General features: G+C 44.8%; 15 protein-coding genes and 1 pseudogene. All 16 read left to right on the top strand.

From position 1 onward, the window contains the following. The first annotated feature begins 5 nt into the window (after nt 1–5). Nucleotides 6–1,538 (top strand): flagellin N-terminal helical domain-containing protein, encoded by a 1,533-nt coding sequence (locus ACZLMD_RS09275; protein WP_482523716.1) that lies wholly within the window; start codon nt 6–8, stop codon nt 1,536–1,538. A gap of 86 nt (nt 1,539–1,624) precedes the next feature. Then, nucleotides 1,625–2,062 carry a flagellar assembly protein FliW gene (fliW, locus tag ACZLMD_RS09270; RefSeq protein WP_484107499.1) on the top strand — a complete coding sequence of 146 codons (438 nt, stop codon included), beginning with the start codon at nt 1,625–1,627 and terminating at the stop codon, nt 2,060–2,062. Nucleotides 2,063–2,074: 12 nt separating this feature from the next. Continuing rightward, entirely contained in the window at nt 2,075–2,302 is a 228-nt protein-coding gene (csrA, locus tag ACZLMD_RS09265) for a carbon storage regulator CsrA (protein WP_022306607.1), read from the top strand. A gap of 106 nt (nt 2,303–2,408) precedes the next feature. Beyond that, entirely contained in the window at nt 2,409–2,828 is a 420-nt protein-coding gene (locus tag ACZLMD_RS09260; RefSeq protein ID WP_022306606.1) for a flagellar protein FlaG, read from the top strand. Between the two features lie 26 nt (nt 2,829–2,854). Further along, the gene (gene fliD, locus ACZLMD_RS09255) at nt 2,855–4,972 is read left to right on the top strand and encodes a flagellar filament capping protein FliD (RefSeq protein ID WP_482522190.1); all 2,118 of its coding nucleotides are present in this window, start codon (nt 2,855–2,857) and stop codon (nt 4,970–4,972) included. 99 nt (nt 4,973–5,071) lie between these two features. Beyond that, nucleotides 5,072–5,452, top strand: a complete 381-nt coding sequence (fliS, locus tag ACZLMD_RS09250) for a flagellar export chaperone FliS (RefSeq protein WP_022306604.1) — start codon at nt 5,072–5,074, stop codon at nt 5,450–5,452. 20 nt (nt 5,453–5,472) lie between these two features. Further along, the gene (gene flgN / locus ACZLMD_RS09245) at nt 5,473–5,958 is read left to right on the top strand and encodes a flagellar export chaperone FlgN (protein ID WP_158577161.1); all 486 of its coding nucleotides are present in this window, start codon (nt 5,473–5,475) and stop codon (nt 5,956–5,958) included. 120 nt (nt 5,959–6,078) lie between these two features. After that, on the top strand, nt 6,079–6,348 hold the full coding sequence (locus ACZLMD_RS09240) for a DUF1294 domain-containing protein (protein ID WP_118559811.1): 270 nt from the start codon (nt 6,079–6,081) through the stop codon (nt 6,346–6,348). Between the two features lie 241 nt (nt 6,349–6,589). After that, nucleotides 6,590–9,835 carry a leucine-rich repeat protein gene (locus ACZLMD_RS09235; protein WP_489495598.1) on the top strand — a complete coding sequence of 1,082 codons (3,246 nt, stop codon included), beginning with the start codon at nt 6,590–6,592 and terminating at the stop codon, nt 9,833–9,835. Next, nucleotides 9,832–12,201: a leucine-rich repeat protein gene (locus ACZLMD_RS09230; protein ID WP_489495597.1), complete on the top strand. Its 2,370-nt coding sequence runs from the start codon at nt 9,832–9,834 to the stop codon at nt 12,199–12,201. The genes ACZLMD_RS09235 and ACZLMD_RS09230 overlap by 4 nt, the downstream gene beginning before the upstream one ends. A gap of 309 nt (nt 12,202–12,510) precedes the next feature. Continuing rightward, entirely contained in the window at nt 12,511–13,848 is a 1,338-nt protein-coding gene (locus tag ACZLMD_RS09225; RefSeq protein WP_178413678.1) for a potassium transporter TrkG, read from the top strand. Nucleotides 13,849–13,867: 19 nt separating this feature from the next. Further along, on the top strand, nt 13,868–14,515 hold the full coding sequence (locus tag ACZLMD_RS09220) for a potassium channel family protein (RefSeq protein WP_486818199.1): 648 nt from the start codon (nt 13,868–13,870) through the stop codon (nt 14,513–14,515). A 107-nt stretch (nt 14,516–14,622) separates the two neighbouring features. Beyond that, the gene (locus ACZLMD_RS09215) at nt 14,623–16,596 is read left to right on the top strand and encodes an ATP-binding protein (RefSeq protein WP_489495596.1); all 1,974 of its coding nucleotides are present in this window, start codon (nt 14,623–14,625) and stop codon (nt 16,594–16,596) included. After that, nucleotides 16,589–17,302, top strand: a complete 714-nt coding sequence (locus tag ACZLMD_RS09210; RefSeq protein WP_022304841.1) for a response regulator — start codon at nt 16,589–16,591, stop codon at nt 17,300–17,302. Before ACZLMD_RS09215 ends, ACZLMD_RS09210 begins: the two co-directional genes overlap by 8 nt. Nucleotides 17,303–17,770: 468 nt before the next feature. Beyond that, nucleotides 17,771–19,489, top strand: coding sequence for a HAMP domain-containing methyl-accepting chemotaxis protein (locus ACZLMD_RS09205; RefSeq protein ID WP_489495595.1), 1,719 nt, complete (start codon nt 17,771–17,773; stop codon nt 19,487–19,489). 46 nt (nt 19,490–19,535) lie between these two features. Continuing rightward, nucleotides 19,536–19,825: pseudogene (locus ACZLMD_RS09200) on the top strand (GGDEF domain-containing protein); the annotation flags it as partial.

The raw sequence follows: 19,825 nt of genomic DNA, 5'->3' as shown, positions 1-19,825 counted from the left end.
GAAATATGAGAGTAACCAATTCAATGATATCCAACAGTGCGCAGACGCATATTGGAAATGCCAAGAGCAGTCTTTTGAAATACGAGGAGCAGTTTACTTCCGAGAAAAAGATCCAGAGACCATCGGATGATCCGACGGTGGCAGTACGTTCCTTAAAGTACCGTAGTACCATATCCCAGATCAAGCAGTATGTGGAGAAGAACGTGGAGGACGGTCTTTCATGGATGGATACGACAGAGTCTGCCATGAAGAATATCAACTCCATTCTGGTCAACATGAAGGGATATCTTGATCAGGGTGCCAATGACTATCTGGCGCAGGACGAGCGTAATTCCGTATTATCCGTATTAAAGCAATATGTTTCCTCTGTGTTTGAGGATGAGGCAAATGCGGATTATTCCGGAAGATATGTGTTTACCGGTTATCGTACGGACACATCACTTCTGTTTGATGAATCCACGAAGAATCTGGCATATGACATCAAGGAGAACTTCAAGTACACAGATATCGGAACGGTCAATGTTGTTACCGGTACGGTGGAGTATAAGAAAGGAGCAGATGCGCAGAATTATGCAGACCAGATGGCTGCCATTGAGAAGAAATCCTTCTATAAAGTTCAGCTTGCATATAAGAATTGTTCCGCAGCCTCCTATGCTTCTGTCAAGGATGGCAAAGATGCAGCAGAGAATTATGTGACACTGACGACAAGCTATAAGGGCACTGACGGAAAGGATGTCGAGAAGGTCTATAAGTCGGTGACAAGGGCTTCAACGGATGCGAATGCCTATGAGGTTGGCGATGATGAGGTCATTTACCTTTATGATACCGGAGAGATGCTGATCGGCAAGAATGTTTATACAGAGATTCAGGAGAATCAGGCTGATTTCCGGGCAAATTACTGCAAGACGGAGTTTGACAAGAGCGATATCCGCCCGGAGATGTACTTCGAGTGTCAGAGCTACAATAAGGTTTCCAAGAAGGAAACAACATATGCGGATCCGGATGGACAGGAGATCAAGTATGAAGTAAACTTCAGCCAGAATATGACTGTGAATACACAGGCGAGAGATGCGATTGATACGGATATTTACCGTGTGATCGATTATCTGAGCAATGCGATCGCCGATGTCGATGAGGTGGAGAGCCGCATTGCGAATGCAGACAAGATGATCGCCAACACCACGGATCCGGATGAGTTAGAGAAGCTCAATGCGTATAAGGAGTCTCTGGAGACGGAGAAGTCTCTTCGTGTCACGGTGATGACCGAGGCGTTTGGCAAGGGACTGACCATGGTGGATACAACACAGAAGAAGCTGAATGTTGCAGTGGCAGATCTCGGTACACGCTATGATCGTCTGAAGCTTACATCCGATAAGCTTGCAGATCAGAAGGTTGATGTTGAAGAGCAGCTTTCCAACAATGAGGATGTTGATATTTCGGATGCCTACATCAATCTGACTCAGGCAGACAATCTGTATCAGTATGCTCTGACAGCCACATCAAAGATCCTTGGCAATACATTGTTGGATTATATTTAATATGACGGGCTGAAAGCAGATCGTTGCAAACTGCCCGGTAATGGAGTGAGACGTGGTATTATTTTACAAAGAAAAGAGGGTGAACTATGTTAATTGATACAAGATATTTTGGGGAGATCGACATGGACGAGAAGAAGATCGTTCATTTTGAACATGGATTATTCGGTTTTGAGGAGTACAAGGACTATACGATTCTGTACGATTCGGAGAGTGAGAAAGAGCCGTTTTTCTCATGGCTGCAGTGCACGACAGAGAAGTCACTTGCCTTTCCGGTCGTGAATCCGCTGAAGGTAAAGTCCGACTATGATCCGGTGGTGGAGGATGAGCTGATGAAATCACTCGGTGAGTTCGGCGAGGATGATCTGGTGGTTCTTGTGCTGGCAACGATCCCGCCGGAGGTTCAGAAGACATCGGTGAATCTGAAGGCACCACTCATTATTAATGCAGGCACCAGAAAGGGTGTACAGCTTGTTGCAGAAAATCAGGACTATGAGATAAAGCATTATCTTATGGCACAACATTAAGGAGGTGCAGATATGCTGGCATTAGCGCGCAAGAGCAATGAATCCATAATGCTTGGAAATGACATAGAGATCACGGTTCTGGAGATCAAGGGTGATCAGGTAAAGCTTGGAATCAAGGCACCGAAATCAGTACCGATCTACCGTAAGGAGATTTACCTGCAGATCCAGGAGGAGAACCGGCAGGCAGTTCGGGAGGTGGATGTAGAAGCTGTCAAAAATCTGTTTGGTGGTCAGCAATAGGCGTATTTGTGGAGAAATTTGGAGGGAGATGTAATGATTTCCCTCCTTTTTGCCGATATAGTATCCAGAAGTAACAAATTTAGATAAGCACACGGAGGTGTTAGGGATGAAAATCGAAGGATTGGGAAGTGTTAAGACAGGCACGGAAGGAGATTTTGACACTGTGAAACCGGTAGAAAGTACGACTGGCAGAGGGACGGCATCGCCGATAACGGCGCCGATCGTCACGAAGGTAGTGACCGAGACGGGAGCACCGATGGGTGGTCAGGAAGGCGGAGAAACGGAACAGCCCGGTGCAAAGGATCCGACACAGAAGACCATTGATGCCATGATGTCAGAAGCCAATCAGAAGCTCAGCAAGACAAGATGTGAGTATTCCTATGATGAACCGACCAGAAGAGTTTCTATTAAGGTTTATGATAAGGAGACGGATCAGCTGATCCGCGAGGTGCCACCGGAGAAGTCTCTGGAGGCATTACAGAAGATCTGGGAATTAGCCGGCATCATTGTTGATGAGAAGAGATAAAGGTTTTTTAGAAAGGGAGGGTTATTATGCCACTTAGAATGACGGGAATGACTTCAGGACTCGATACAGATTCCATTGTTTCTGCGTTGATGGAGGCACAGACAACCAAGAAGACAAAGGTCGAAAATAAGAAAACGAAGCTGGAGTGGACACAGAATATCTGGACAGGTCTGAACAAAAAGCTCTACAGCTTTTATACGGATTCTGCCGGAAAGATGCGTTTCCAGTCAAGCTACCAGACCAAGAAGGCAGCATCTTCCGATGCTTCCATATTGACAGCAACAGCACAGTCAAGTGCGTCCAGCGGTTCTTACACGGTTAAGGTTAACCAGCTTGCAGCTGCACAGTATGTGACAAGTGCGAAGGTTTCTGCCAAGTCAACCGATGCCTCCGGTAAGGTAACAGAGAGCAAGGTGACATCTGACACGAAGCTGTCTGCTCTTGGCTTTGATACAGAGGGAGATACCACGATTGAGATTACAGCCGGTGAGAAAACGATCAATCTGAACGTGGATGAAACTACCACAGTCCGTGATTTTGTCAATGCACTAAAGGATGCCGGTCTGAATGCGTCCTTTGATGAGAAGCAGGGACGTTTCTTTATCAGTGCAAAGGAGAGCGGAGCAGACGGTAAGTTTACGATCACCAGCAAGACGATGACCGGAGAGCAGGTTGCAGCACAGAACAAGCTGATGGACTCGGTGGATTATTCAAATTTGTCTTCCGGTGATCAGGACACGGTCAAAAAGATCCTCAGTGATCTTAAGAACGCACAGGATACCAGTGCTGCAGCAGATGCAGAGAAGAGTCTGCAGGATATCTCAGACCGCACGGCGAAGGAGAAGGCAACAGAGTATTATAAGAACAAGCTTACGGATGATATGCTTTCCAAGTACAAGTACGAGACAGATGGCACGGATGGCAACGGTGATGCACATAAAGCCGGAGATATCGATTACAGTAAAGTGAAGCAGGCATTGCAGGAGGCTGGTCTGGACAATAATGTCTACACAGAAAGTGATCGTCTGATCGTACTGAAGCAGAAAATCATCGAGCCTGCCGTGACAGAAAAGCTCGCTTCTGAGGAATATACCGGTAAGATTGACAACGCAGTGACAAGCGGTCTGGGGGATGCAGGCATCGAGAAGCAGAGTGAACGCTACGCAACGATCAGTCTTGCCGTGAATGGTTATGCGCAGGCAATGAAGGATGGCACAGAGCAGTCAAAGGAATCAGCACTGAAGCTTCTTGGTATGGATGATATTGACGGTTCTGCGGTCAAAGAGAGTGCAGATGGTACCGGCATGGTTGTTATCGAGGCAGCTGATTCTATTGTGCAGGTCAATGGTGCAACGCTGACCAGCAGCAATACAACACTGGATGTCAATGGACTGTCACTGAATCTGGTCTCTGCATCTGACAGGGAAGTAAAGGTTACCGTATCCAATGACAGCACTGCAGTTTATGATGCGATCAAGGACTTTGTAGAGCAGTATAACTCCGCATTATCGGAGATGAATAAGTATTATTATGCAGATTCTGCCAGAGGATACGATCCGCTGACCGACGATCAGAAGGAAGCAATGTCCGATGAGGAGGTAGAAAAGTGGGAAACAAAGATCAAGGATTCCCTGCTTCGTCGTGATTCAACACTCAGCGGTATTCTGGAGACCTTCCGTACTTCCCTGACCGGTATTACGGTGAAGGCATCCGATGGTAAGACATATTCTCTTGCAAACCTCGGTATTACAACCGGTAAGGATTATAAGGAATATGGTCTGCTTCATATCAAGGGCGACGAGGATGACACTGATTATGCAGATTCCGAGAATACATTGCAGTCCATGATCAACAGTGATCCGGATATTGTCATGGAGGTTATGTCAGGAATCGCATCGAACCTGTACAATAATATCAACAAGAAAATCTCTACCACCACAACGATGAAGAGTGCGTTGTCCTTCTACAATGACAAAGAGATGACAAAGCAGATGACGCAGTACAAGAAAGACATCAAATCGTGGGAGACGAAGCTGTCTGACATGGAGGATCGTTATTACAAGCAGTTTTCCGCAATGGAGACAGCACTTTCCAAGCTTCAGTCGCAGCAGAATTCGTTGGCAAGCTATCTTGGCAGCAACTAGGATTTGCAGGTGCGTATAAGAGGAATTCAAAAGGGAAATAATTCGCAGAGTTTCGGAATAGCTTTAAAGCAGGATCTCTGCCGGGAAATGGAGTGACATATGGCAACATTTAACAGAGCAGCACAGATGTATCAGAAAAATGCCGTACAGACAGCGTCGCCGGCAAAGCTTACCCTCATGCTTTATGATGGAGCAGTGAAGTTTACAAACATTGCGATCGAAGCCATCGAAGCGGGGGATATTGAGAAGGCTCATAATAATATCGTGAAGGCACAGAACATTATCGTAGAGTTTCGTTCCACACTGGATATGAAGTACCCGGTGGCAAAGGATTTTGATGTGGTTTACGATTATATTTACCGCCGTCTGGTGGAAGCCAACATGAAAAAGGACAAGGACATTCTGGTGGAAGCACTGAAGCATATCAAAACCATGCGGGATACATGGAGAGAGGTTATGAAGCTGAATAATGTTTCATAACAAAGGAAATGAGGAAAATGATGGATAATATAGGAGTGTATGTTTCTGCATTGCAGGAATCCTTACAGAAGAAGCTGGATGTGCTGCTCGAGCTTTTAAAACTGACAAAGGAGCAGGGTGCGATCCTGAAGGAGAAGGAGCCGGATATGGATCGGTTTGATGAGATCATTCAGGAGAAAGCAAAGCTTTTGGACAATATGGAGACATTGGATCGGGGATTTGATGCATTATTTGCGAAGGCTGGTGATACGCTCAAGAATAACAAATATGAGTATCAGACACAGATCACCGAGATGCAGAATCTGATCCGCAGCATTACGGACACCGGCGTGCAGATAGAGGGACAGGAACATCGCAATAAGACGGCGTTCCAGCAGTATCTTACCGGTGCCAGACATGAGATTAAGGAATTTACGGTTAATAATCATGTGGCCAACAGTTATTATCACAATATGGCCAACCAGCATCAGTCCTGGCAGTCCTATTTTCTGGACCAGAAGAAATAAACAACACCCCCCGGACGCAAATGTCCGGGGGTTATTCTTTGAAAGACTATTGGCAAATCGATATTTTGGGTGTGGAAAGTTTAGGTGAATAATTGATAGCTTGACCGGAAAGGAAAAACGATGATTTACAAATGTTTAATGGCGTATCTTATGATCAATCTTGCCGTGCTGCTTCTCTATGGACTGGACAAATGGAAAGCGAAGAACCACCGATGGCGGGTCTCGGAGGCTGCACTGATGATGGCAGCCGTTTTCGGCGTTTTCGGTGCATATGGCGGTATGCATCTGTTTCATCACAAGACGCAGAAGCCGAAGTTTTATATCGGTGTTCCGGTAATCTTTGTCGTGGAGCTTATGCTTTTCGTAGTATTTGCGGTTACATTTCATTAGAAAAATAACATGCCAAGATGATAGACAATGAAGGATACGATCAGAGCGGCTGAGATCGTCTCATAGAGCAGAGTAAATTCCGTACATGACGTTGTCATTGTCATGGGGGTATGATAAAATATGGGCATGAATAACAGGAAATTATATATGTAATACCATAAAGATAACGAGGGGTCGGTGGGTACAGACGGTATATGGGAATAGACAGAGATAGGATGGATAGAATGAGGGAGGGATCGGCATGAAACGAATCCGGAAAAGATGCATTGTGTGGCTGCTGACACTCTCTTTATGGATTACCGGTGGGATATATCCGGGTAGCATCACAAAGCAGGTCAAGGCGGCAGACACGCAGGGGGAAACAGAACATGAGCCGGAGATTGCCTCGGATGCAGTATGGCTTTCGAAGGAGGAGACAGGCAGTCTGCCGCTTACAATGGAGATGCCGGATTTATACTATACAGCCGGACAGGACGAGGCACTCAGTCTGAATGTACAGGCGGAAGGAACCGGAGAGTGGCGGTATGTTTTCCATGTGGAACTGGATGAGTGGACGGGATACAGCTGGGAAGAAGTGGTTATATTTAACGGTCCGGGTGCAAGCCTCGATGAGAATAATGTATGGCATATGAGTCAGGAGCATTATCATTATTTCCGTAAGGGAAGGACATACCGTTTTGTTTTTCAGGTGTCCCGGATGAACGGTGTGACCGATTACGATATACAGTATTCGCTCCATGCAACGACGAATGCCGGCTGTGAAAATGGCGTGATCTGGCGGAAGGGCGTCAGTGAATGTCATCCGGATGACACGGAAGAATATGCTGTGATCGAAGGGTATGAGGGCGATGAAGTAATCTGGCGTATGCCGTCAGAAATCGGCGGCTATCCGGTTCGTTATGTGGAGCTTCGCTTCCAGCAGGAGAATAACAATGTGCAGGTGGTCATGGTGGATGCCCCGGTTATGATTAACTATGGATTTAATCGTTTCCCTGCGGTAAAGGACGTCTATCTGATGAACGACAAAATCAATCTGATGAATACCTATTGTTATGCAGATGATTTTGTGATCCATTGTTACGCCGGAGGTGGGGCAGAGAGGGAATGTAAAGGGAACAGGATCACCTATCAGATTCTGGGGGAGGAGACGCTGCATACGCCGGAGCCGACGGCTGCACCAACGGCTTCCCCGAAGGTGACACCGAATCCAAAGCCTCTTCCGACTGCGGTTACCATGTCTGCGATTGACTGCCTGTACCGTGTCAATGAGCAGGATGAGGTGACAATCTTAAAGTATACCGGAAGTGCGCAGAATCTGGTTATATCCCGGATTGATGGAATGAATGTCACGGCAATTGCGGAGGGAGCCTTTCAGGAGAAAAAGCGCCTGCGGAAAGTTGAACTGCCGGATACACTTCGGGAGATCGGAGAGAAGGCATTTTATGAAAGCGGTATTGAGAGCATTGCGCTGCCGGAATCTGCGGAGAAAGTCGGAAAAGAAGCGTTCAGCCATTGCTACAGTCTGACAGCGGTTCAGGCGGGAGACCACATCCGGGAATGGGGCTGTAATGCACTTGATTATACTGCTTATATGGATGATGAGGCAAACTGGAAGGATGATATGCTGATCGTTGGAGGCAGTCTTATCTTGTACCGGGGGGATGCGGAAATATTGACGATCCCGGAGGGGATTACGACTCTGGGAGATTATTTTATACCGTATTCTCCCAATATGCGTTATGTTTTTCTGCCCAAAAGTCTGTATTATATTGGCGAAGGAGCATTTGCAATGACCAGCCTGATGGGAATGGAAATTGCAGCCGATGATCTGCGGGTGATCGGTAAGGATGCATTTTTTTGGACAAGTATTCGGTCATTGTATTTGTCCGGCGATTCGGTAGAGATTCAGGAAGGGGCATTTCGTTATTCTTCCGTGCATTCTCTTCAGATTGCGGCGAAAAATGTGATCATCGCTGAAAATGGTTTTAAGGATTCCGAAAAAATAATGGATATGCTTGTACTCCCTGACCTGACAAAAGATATTTGCAACTTCTTAAAAAATGGGAACGGTGCGAAACAGCTTGCATTTACTAATGTCTCTGCCGGACAGTTTGAGAAGATCTTAAAGGAAAACGGAGGAGCGGATCTGATGGAAAAGGCAGATGCCGTCTACGTTCCGTTTGCAAGAGAGGAGCTGTCCGATCCCGATCTGCTGGAGGACAGTAATGTATTCTATCAGGGAGAGTGGCATCTGGTACGTTATATGATGCAGAATCATGCGGAAGAGATTTACGCGGTCAGGGATGGTGAGACATGTCCACAGCCTGGAATGGCAGATGTATATAGTTATCCTCCGATTGGTACTGTGCTCTATCACAAGGGCTATGATCTGAACGGGGATGGTGAGCCGGATGAACTGCCGGAGAAGGTGACAGAGAATCTGGTTATACAATGTCTGTATGAGATTGCAGAGAAGGAACATACCTGGGAGTTAGTGGATATAACCTATCCGGAAGGAGATTGTGAGGAGCCGTCGGAGTCGCGGTATCGCTGCGGCGGCTGCGGAGAAGAGAAGACGGAGAAGTTGGCAGCACTGGGACATGACTATGAGAAGGAGTGGACGGTTGATCTGGCGGCAACCTGTACGCAGGCGGGGATCAAATCGCATCACTGCAGGAGAAGTACATGCGATAAGCTGGGAGCGGTTACGGTAATCCCAAGTCTGGGTCATCAGTGGGATAACGGAGTTGTGACGAAGCAGCCTTCCGCGAAAGAAAAGGGCATTAAAACATATACCTGCCGTCAGTGCGGGGAGATCCGCACCGAGGAGATTTCATGGACATCGACACCGCAGCCGACAAAGCTTCCGGAAACAAAACCGCCGGCTGCTTCCATGACGCCGGCTGCTTCCATGACGCCGGTGCCGGTCAGAACGCCGGAGCAGTCTGCAACGCCGTCGACGGAACCAACCAGACAGCAGGAGCAGACAACGTCGTCTGACGGGGATAATACGGCGGGAGCGGGCAGTTCATTAACAGACAATACTTTACCGGCAGCTTCTGTAAAGCCGGCTTCCTCCGATAAGAAAAACAGAAACAGCACATCGGGTGTCTCATTGAAAAAGAGCGGTGGTATAAGTAGAAAAACACTTTCTGCGCCGGTGATCCGCATCCAAAAGAAAAAGCAGGGGAAGCTACGCTATCTTGTGATCAAATTGACCAAATATCAGGGGGATCATGTGCAAATCTGTTACCGAAAGAAGAAAACAGGAGCCTGGGTGCGTCTGGCAATGAAGTATGACACGCTGAAGAAGAAAGAGGAGATATTCCGGATCCGCTATCTTTCGACAAAGGGCTCGCTGTATGTGAAGGTACGGACCTGGAAGAAAAGCGGCAGCAAGAGAGTGTACAGTGCGTATTCGAGACAAAAGCAGATCCGCCTGACGGATAAATGGGAAAAGACGATTTGTGGAGGACACGGTAAATGAAGGTACGATGGAAAGCGAAAATTGCATATCTGCTCACAGCAGGCTTATGTCTGGCAGGAGCCGCGGACATTATGATACCGGTGGTGCATGCACAGATAGAGCATGTGCAGGAAAGCAATGCGGTGGACAACCGGTGTTTTCAAACACTTTCGGATGTTTCCACATTGACGGCAGCAGACTGCATTTACAGTGTGGATGACAAAGACGAGGTCACGATCCTTAAATACACCGGAAATGCTAAAAAGCTGATCATGACGGAGATTGATGGCAAAAAGATCACGGCAATCGGTGATGGAGCTTTCGAGGAGCAGGGGCAGTTAGAAGTGGTTCAGTTTCCGGATACCCTGCGGTCCATTGGCTGCAAGGCGTTTTACCATTGTGGCTTCCAAAGTATTATATTGCCCGATTCGCTGGAAACTGTCGGTGATGAGGCGTTTAATGTGTGCATTGGATTAACGCAGATTAAGGCTGGTCCCAATATCCGGAAATGGGGATATCATGTGATCGATCAGACAATGTATACAGATAACGAAGCAAACTGGAAGAATGACATTCTGATGGTGGGAGAACAGTATGCGATCGAACACAGATGGGAACAGGAGATCATCAATATTCCGGAGGGAGTAACGACGATCGCCGATAATTTTATAATTTTTAGTTCAGAGCTTCATTATGTTTATATGCCGGAGAGTGTGAAATATATCGGGGAGGGAGCGTTTGCATGCTGCCCGTATCTGAAGAGTGTTGAATTTGCCGGGAATGATCTGCGTCTGATCGGGGAGGAAGCATTTCAGTCGACACAACTGGAAAAGGTATATCTGTGCGGAGAGTCGCTCGAGATCGGAGCGAGAGCGTTTCAGAACTGTACCGGGTTAAAATACATGCAGATCGATGCCGGGCATGTTACTCTTGGACAGGATTTTATCAGTGACATACCGGAGGGGAGGATGGAGCTTTTGGTACTTCCGGAGTTGACACAGTCTGTCTGTGATATTATGATGGATAAAGCAGTGTCAAAGAAGCTGGCTTTGACGGACACCTCCGCAGAAGCTTTTGAATCGGTCTGTCGGGAGGCAGGGACAGGATTTTTAAATAATCTGGAAGAAATCGATCTTCCGTTTGCAAAGCAGGCACTTGCGGATTCCTCACTGCTGGAGGAACATAACGCGCTCTATCAGGGAGAGTGGCATCTGGTACGCTATCTGATCCGTCACTACATGGAGGCAGAATATATCGTAAAGGAAGGGGAAAACTGTCCGTATCCGCTGATCGGGGATTCGTATTGTTATCCGCCTGTCGGGACGAGCCTGATCAATCTCAGGTGGGATCTTGACGGGGACGGTGTGGCGGACAGACTGCCTGGTGTTGTGACAGAGGATATTACGGCGAAAGCCCTTTATGAGATTGAAGAGGCGGCACATGACTGGCAGCTTATTGAGACAATCTGGATCACGGATGACTGCGATTCCTATGGAACGGCAAAGTACGTTTGTCTGAACTGTGGGGAGCAAAAGGAGGAGCTTGCCACGCCGCGTTGGCATGATATTTCCGAGGAATGGACGATCGATCAGGAGGCAACCTGTACGAAGTCCGGAAGCAAGTCACATCATTGCAAACGAAGCGGCTGCAATGAGAAGGAGAACGTCACTGTCATACCGGCTACCGGTCACAAATGGGATAACGGTGTGGTGACAACAGAGCCAACTGGTGAGACGGATGGAGTCCGAACATATACCTGCAGCCGATGTGGAGGAACACGGACGGAGGCGATCGCCAGACTTGCGACGCCGCAGCCGGTGATCACAAGCACACCGCAGCCGACGGACTCTTCCGGTACATCACATCCGGCAGAGCCCTCCGGAGTGCCGCAGCCAACGGTTTCCTCTGATGTGCCACAGCCGACAGATGGGACACAAGCCTCTGTCACGCCGGAAACCGGAGATCAGACGGCTCAGCCATTGTCACCATCCGGAGATCCGTCAGATCCCGCGGCAACGCCTGAAGGCGGAGAAAAGCTGACGGGAGGAAACATCACCAATGTTGGTAACACCGGCACCAAGAAATTTCCGGCTCCCATTGTGCAGATGCAGAAGAAAAAAGAGGGATCGATCCGTTATCTGGTGCTCCGGGTGGAGCGGTATCAGGGAAACCGGGTAGAAATCTGCTACAAAAAGAAATCCAAGGCTTCCTGGACAAGACTTTCCCTAAAATATAACCGGCTCAAAAAGAAAAAGGAAACCTTTAAAATCCGTTATCTGTCCACCAAGGGCTCGCTGTATGTGCGGGTGCGTACCTGGAAGAAGAGCGGCGGTAAAAAAATGTACAGTGCTTACACAAAGCAAAAACGCATTTCGTTAAAAGAATAAATAGTATGAAGATAAAATGTAAAGGAGAATTATATGAAGGAAGTTTGGATATGATACATTGCGGATTTGCAAAATGGTATCAAGCATTTGGATTTAGGCTACTAAATAATTTATGGCGTTGCGAAGGTTGATTTACATTCCCCTTGTAAGTACAAATGTTGCGTGCCGATAAAGGTGTGTTCCGTGTCTTTATATAATCTTAATACAGAAGTAGAGACTCTTATACCATCTTTGAAAGCAATTGGATATAATAAAATGCATCACGAAGGTGGTGCTATTAGAATTGATAATAAGGAGTTTTAATTAATTATGCCGGAAAATTTATGTAAGAAAAAGCACATGACATCTTTTCAATTAATTATTCTGGGATTTGCAGGCGTGATCTTTTTAGGAACCGTTCTGCTTATGCTTCCCATTTCCACATCGGAGCAAGTGTTGACCCCATTTCATGAGGCTCTTTTTACAGCCACTTCTGCGGTATGTGTGACGGGACTTGTGGTGAAAGACACCGGAAGCTACTGGTCTCAGGCAGGGCAGACGATTATTCTTGTCCTTATACAAATTGGAGGACTGGGAGTGGTAACTGTGGCGGCATCTGTTTCTCTTCTTTCCGGGAAAAAAATATCTCTTATGCAAAGAAGTACTATGCAAGATGCGATGTCAGCACCTAAAGTTGGAGGAATCGTCAGACTGACAAGGTTTATTTTAAAGGGGACATTTTTGATTGAAGCTGCAGGGGCATTGTTATTGATGCCAGTTTTTTTATCGGATTATGGGTTAAAGGGGATTTGGCTGTCAGTTTTTCACTCTGTTTCTGCTTTTTGCAATGCCGGATTTGATATACTGGGAACAGCAGTTCATGCTTTTCCGTCTCTGACAGGATATTATGGGAGCATCCTTATAAATATGGTAATTATGCTGCTGATCATTATGGGGGGAATTGGTTTCCTTACCTGGGATGATATTTATACGAACAAACTGAATTTTAAACGTTATCGCATGCAAAGCAAGATTATTCTCATGACTACCACATGTCTGATCTTGCTCCCGGCAGTTTTTTTCTTTACCTGTGATCTGAAAAACTTGCCCATGGGGAAGCGGCTGTTGGCAGCTGTGTTTCAATCCGTAACTACAAGAACTGCAGGTTTTAATACCATAAATATTTCAGAGATGAGTGAGGCATCAAAAGCGGTTATGATATTGTTAATGCTGATCGGTGGATCGCCGGGCTCTACAGCAGGTGGAATGAAAACAACAACGTTTACGGTGCTTATTTTAAATGCGATTGCAACGTTTCGAAGCCAGGAAAATGCAGGGGCTTTTGGACGAAGACTGGAATATGACGTGATAAAAAATGCAGCGACAATAGCTATGCTTTATTTTTCCTTGTTCTTTTGTGGAGGAATTGCAATCAGCGTATACGAGGAAATTCCTCTTTTAGACTGCCTATATGAAGCTGCCTCGGCTGTTGGTACGGTAGGTCTGACACTGGGAATTACACCGAGGCTTCATGTTTTTTCACAGGTTGTGCTGATCATACTGATGTATCTGGGCCGTGTAGGCGGTCTGACTTTGATTTATGCGGTATTTTCCGGAAAAAACAAGGGGAATGCAAAGCTTCCTTTGGAAAAAATTACAGTTGGATGAGAAGGAGAAAGATAATATTATGAAAAATGTATTGATTATCGGGCTTGGAAGATTTGGAAGACATGTTGCCATGCAGCTTAATCAGTTGGGACATGAAATTATGGCAGTTGACTGGAATGAAGAAAGGGTGGATAAAGTACTGGCATTTGTGACCAATGCTCAGATTGGTGACAGTACCAATGCTGAATTTTTACAATCTCTTGGGATTGGAAATTATGATATCTGTTTCGTGACCATTGGAGGAAGTTTTCAAAATTCTCTTGAAACAACTTCCCTTCTGAAAGAATTGGGAGCAAAACTGGTGATATCCAGAGCTGAGCGTGATGTTCAGGAAAAATTTCTTTTACGCAACGGTGCAGACAAGGTGGTCTATCCAGAAAAGCAGGTCGCAAAATGGGCTTCTATCCGTTACACGGATGATCATATTCTGGACTATATGGAAGTGGATGCTTCCCATGCGATTTTTGAGGTGGAAGTACCAGAGGAATGGGCTGGAAAAACAGTAGGCGAATTGGATATCAGAAAACGCTACAACATTAATATTCTGGCAGTAAAAAATGAGAGAGAATTCAATATTGCAATTTCTCCGGATACGTGTTTTGCAGAGAATAATAAATTACTGGTGTTGGGAGAATACAGAACCCTTCAGAAGTGCTTTCGCATATAGTTTATTTGTTATGAAGAGGCTGGTAAAGAGGTGAAGGTAATGGCAGAAGGTATGTTGGCAGTCGCATGATATAATTTCAAAAACAGTAGAAAAAGGTGACAGGAAAGATGAGTTTAAGAATCGAAGGAGATAATAAAAAAACAGATGAACATATCCTTGTTTGTCTGTCTGCTGCACCTTCGAATCAGAAAATAGTAGATACAGCGGCGAAAATGGCGAATGCGTTGCAGGCACGTTTTACAGCTCTGTATGTGCAGACTGGTACAAAATCAGAAGCCTTAGATAAAGAAAATCTGGAAGAACATATTCGGTATGCAGAAATGCTTGGAGCAGAAATTGTAATGACTCATGGGGAAAACATACCAGTACAGATTGCAGAGTATGCCAGGCTGTCCAATGTTACCAAAATCGTGATCGGACAAAGTAATGCCAGACGGAATCATTTTTTCAGCAAGTCAACTTTGACGGAAAAGTTGATTGAAATTGTACCGGATATTGATATCCATATAATCCCAGATACGGTAAAAACCAGGAGCTATCAGAAACAGCCATTTACATGGTATGTAGAAAAACCGTCTGCAAAAGATTATTTCCTGACAGTTTTTATATTTGCAGTATGCACTTTCATTGGGTTGCTGTTTCAGAAGCTGAAATTCACAGATACGAATATTGTAACGATATACATCTTGGGTGTTTTGGTTACTTCAATAGTGACAGATGGTTATCTTTGCAGTATAGCCGGTTCGTTCTTAAGTGTAGTTTTATTTCGTTTTTTTCTGACAGAACCCAGGATGTCTTTTCATACTTATGCGGTGGGTTATCCGGTAACTTTTTTTATAATGCTTATTTCATCCGTACTTACGGGAGCACTTGCGGCAAAGCTAAAGACGCATGCAAAGATGTCCGCACAGCTTGCCTTTCGCACACAGGTGCTGTTTGATACAGATCGTCTGATGCAAAAGGCCCAAGGAGAAACAGAGATCCTTGATGTTACCTGTACACAGTTGATCCGTTTGCTAAACCGTAATATTACAGCATATGTTGTGGAAAATGGAACTTTATCAGGGGGAAAGCTGTTTTCTGAAGAAAAAGAAGACACAGAAGATTTTTTAATACCAGAAGAACAGCGGATTGCCAGATGGGTCTATGAAAACAGACAGCGTGCCGGTGCATCCACGCAATATTTTCCACAAGCTAAATGTCTATATCTGGCAATCCGAAACGGAAATAGTGTTTACGGTGTAATTGGAATACCACTGCAAGAAGAAATTCTGGATTCTTTTGAATACAGCATCCTGCTGTCTGTAATAAATGAATGTGCACTTGCAATGGAGAATGCGAAAAATGCTACTGAAAAAGAGAAAAATGCGGTTTTGGCTAAAAACGAGCAACTGCGGGCAGACCTTCTTCGGGCAATCTCCCATGATCTTCGGACTCCGCTTTGTTCAATTTCCGGCAATGCAGATATGTTGCTGAGCAATAGTAACCGTCTGGATGAAGCTACAAAGCATCAGATTTACACCGATATTTATGACGATTCTGAATGGCTGATCGGAGTTGTGGAGAATCTGCTGTCCATTACCAGGCTGAATGATGGAAGATTGAAATTTAAATTTACAGATCAGCTTTTAGATGAGGTGATTTCAGAGTCGCTGCGTCATATTAACAGGAAACATGATGATTATAAAATTGTGGCTGACTGTGAGGAACTTGTTCTTACACGTATGGATGTACGTCTTATTATACAGGTTCTGGTAAATTTAATTGACAATGCGATAAAATATACGCCGTCAGGTTCTGTTATTTGCATTCGGGGGATCAAAAAAGATGGGAAAGCACAGATAAGTGTAGAAGATGATGGTCCTGGAATTCCGGAAGAAATGAAACCGCATATTTTTGAAATGTTTTATACAGGGAAAACAACAGTTATGGATAGTCATCGGAGTCTGGGACTTGGTCTGGCACTTTGCCACTCTATCATAGAAGCGCATAACGGAACACTGATTCTGACGGACCATGATCCACACGGATGCAACTTTATTTTTACATTACCCTTGAGCGAGGTGACATTAAATGAATAAGACATTAATCCTAGTGGTTGAAGATGACAGGCCTATACGTAACCTGATTATCACTACATTAAAAACACATGACTATAAATACCTAGCAGCAGAAAACGGATCTTCGGCCATTCTGGAGGCTTCATCCCACAATCCGGATATCGTTCTTTTGGATCTGGGACTTCCTGATCTGGAAGGTGTAGAGGTGATAAAAAAAATTCGAACTTGGTCGAATATGCCGATTATTGTGATCAGTGCCAGAAGTGAGGATGCGGATAAAATAGAAGCATTAGATGCAGGGGCGGACGATTATATTACAAAACCATTTTCCGTAGAGGAATTACTTGCTCGCATCCGTGTTACTCAAAGGAGGCTTGCTATAACGCAGACAGGGGAACAAATGGAAAAATCTGTTTTTGAAAATGGAGAATTGAAGATAGATTATGCAGCCGGCTGCACATATCTGAAGGAAGAAGAATTGCATTTGACGCCCATTGAGTATAAGTTGCTCTGCCTTTTATCCCGCAATGTAGGAAAGGTATTGACACATACCTATATTACCCAGCAGATTTGGGGACGATGTTCGGAAAACGATGTCGCTTCTCTTAGGGTCTTTATGGCAACACTACGAAAAAAACTGGAACCAGAAAAAAATGGGATACAATATATCCAGACACATATTGGAATCGGATATCGTATGCTTAGAATTGAGAAAAATAAATTCTAAGCATGTGATCATGAGAGATGAGAAATCAATGATTCATTGAAGAAAATTGTAGAAACAATTGAGTTGTAAATTTTTAACATGGAAGGAGATAAAAGCATGGAAGTGAAGTATTATGTATTATCCCAAGAGAAAAACAATTTTTTGATTGGGAAACAAATGAGCCGGAACGCATGATGGCATGGGTTTCCTTTTCCATAGACAGCTTTCTGCGCCTGTAACCAACGGTTCTTTTGTCTAACTCAGCCGCTTCATTGATACGATTCTTTTATACATATTTCTGTTGGAGAAAATCAGCAGAAACATGTATTGAAAAATCTCCGTTACCGGAGTGCCTTTCTTTTTATAGGCATTGGCATATGTATGAAAATAAATTAATACTTTTTTAATAGATTTTTCCAATAAAGTATGCTATATTATAACTATTTCTGGATAAACAAATGTGAATTTACAAAGGAAGGGAAAACGATCATGGAAAAGATCAAAAAGCGTATAGCTAACTTAAAGGTTGCAGGAAAATTAAAAGTATATCGAATGACAGTGCTTGTTATGACATTATTTTTAGTGTCGGTGGCAGTGATCTCGACATTAGTGATCCGTTCAAATATAGAGAAGATGACGGAGGTCTGGTCTCCGTCATTGGAATATCTGCAGGATTTAGAGACAATGACTGCGAAATACAGAATTAAACAGTATCAGCATCTGGTAGAATCAGATGCAGCAATCATGAACTCCTGCGAAGAAGAAATTCAGAAGCTGGAGAGTCAGATCCAGGATACCGGTGCGAATCTGGATGCGATCATCAATGCAGACAGTGATGCTCAAAAGGGACAGGACGATTACGAAGTAGCAAGCGCTGCATGGGAAAAATACAGGGATGCTTCAGATGAAATCCTGAAGTTGAGCCGTGAGGGTAAACAGCAGGAAGCATCGAAACTGATGACCGGAGAGGTGTATGAAGACTATAAGTCATTTGCTGAAAAATTAACTATATTACGTGACGCGTTCCAGGGAGAATTAGACCAGGCAAAGACCATGGCTAATGTATGCACTGTAATCATATTTATTGTGATCGTGGCAGCGGGTCTTGCGATTGCTGTAGTGACGACACTGATCGGAAGGATCATTACCAATTCCATTACTGAGCCGGTAGAACAGATAGATGCAGCAGTTGCCAGCCTGCGTAAGGGCGAACTGTCTAATGTAGAAATGCTTACCTATGAGTCTGAGGATGAGCTTGGCGATACCATTAAGAATCTGAAAGAAGCCATGGGTATTCTGGCAGATTATGTCAGCGAGATTTCTATGGAGGTAAAGGCAATAGCGCAGGGTGACCTGACCAGAAATGGTAATGATATTACAGATTTCCTAGGCGATTTCTCGGAATTGAAGGTATCACTGCTGTATATTCTGAAACGGTTTAACAGTACCCTGACCGAGATCAGCAATCTGGCAGAACAGGTAGCATCGAATGCATCCGAGGTGGAAAATGCATCAAAATCCCTGGCGGACGGTGCAACAGAGCAGGCAGGAGTCATCGAGGAATTGAATGCCACCATTGATACGGTTGTGGATCTGGCGGCAGATACAGCGAAGGAAACACAGAGCGCATCTGCACGTGTAAAAGCTTCTGCAGATAAAGCGAACGAAGAAAAAGAAAAAATGAACGATCTGCTGATGGAAATGGAGCACATTACAGAAATCTCCAAGGAGATCGGTAATATTATCACAGATATCGAGGATATTGCATCCCAGACCAACCTGTTATCCCTGAATGCTTCCATTGAAGCTGCCAGAGCAGGAGAAGCAGGAAAAGGCTTTGCAGTAGTGGCAGATCAGATCGGCAAGCTGGCAGCAGACAGTGCAAAATCTGCTGTAAATACAAGAGATCTGATCGATAAGACCTTAGTGGAAATCGAAAATGGCAATACGATTACAAGAACAACAGCAGACGCATTCAATCAGATCATTGCAGATATGGAGTCCTTTGCAGAGATTGCACAGAACACCATGGAGAAAGCAAACTCCCAGGCTGAATCCTTGGAACAGATCGGTCAGGGAATTGAACAGCTGTCCGGTGTGGTACAGGGCAATGCAGCATCCTCAGAAGAGAATACTGCGATCAGTATTAATCTGGCAGAGGGAGCAGCCAAGATGCATGATCGCGTGAATATCTTTAAGTTATTCTAGAAAATGACAGGAATAGAGTGAAGTAGTCATAAGGAAGGTTATTGTTGTGATTAATGATATATTTAAATTATTTGGAGAGCAGACAGCTGATATTTTATTTGAGATCATTACAGAATGTATGGACGATTATCTGTATATATTTGATCTGCAGAATAATATATTTGAGATTTCACAGTCTGCTGTGGAACGATTTAATATACCGAGTAATATCCTGACAGATATGTCAAATGAAGTTATGAATGTAGTATATGAAGAAGACCGTGAGATGCTTGCAAAGCATCTTGCGGATATATGTGAAGGAAGAGAAAAGGTACATAATCTTCATTATAGATGGCT

Source organism: Jutongia sp., from assembly GCF_057878315.1.
This window is presented reverse-complemented; position numbering and strand designations above follow the sequence as displayed.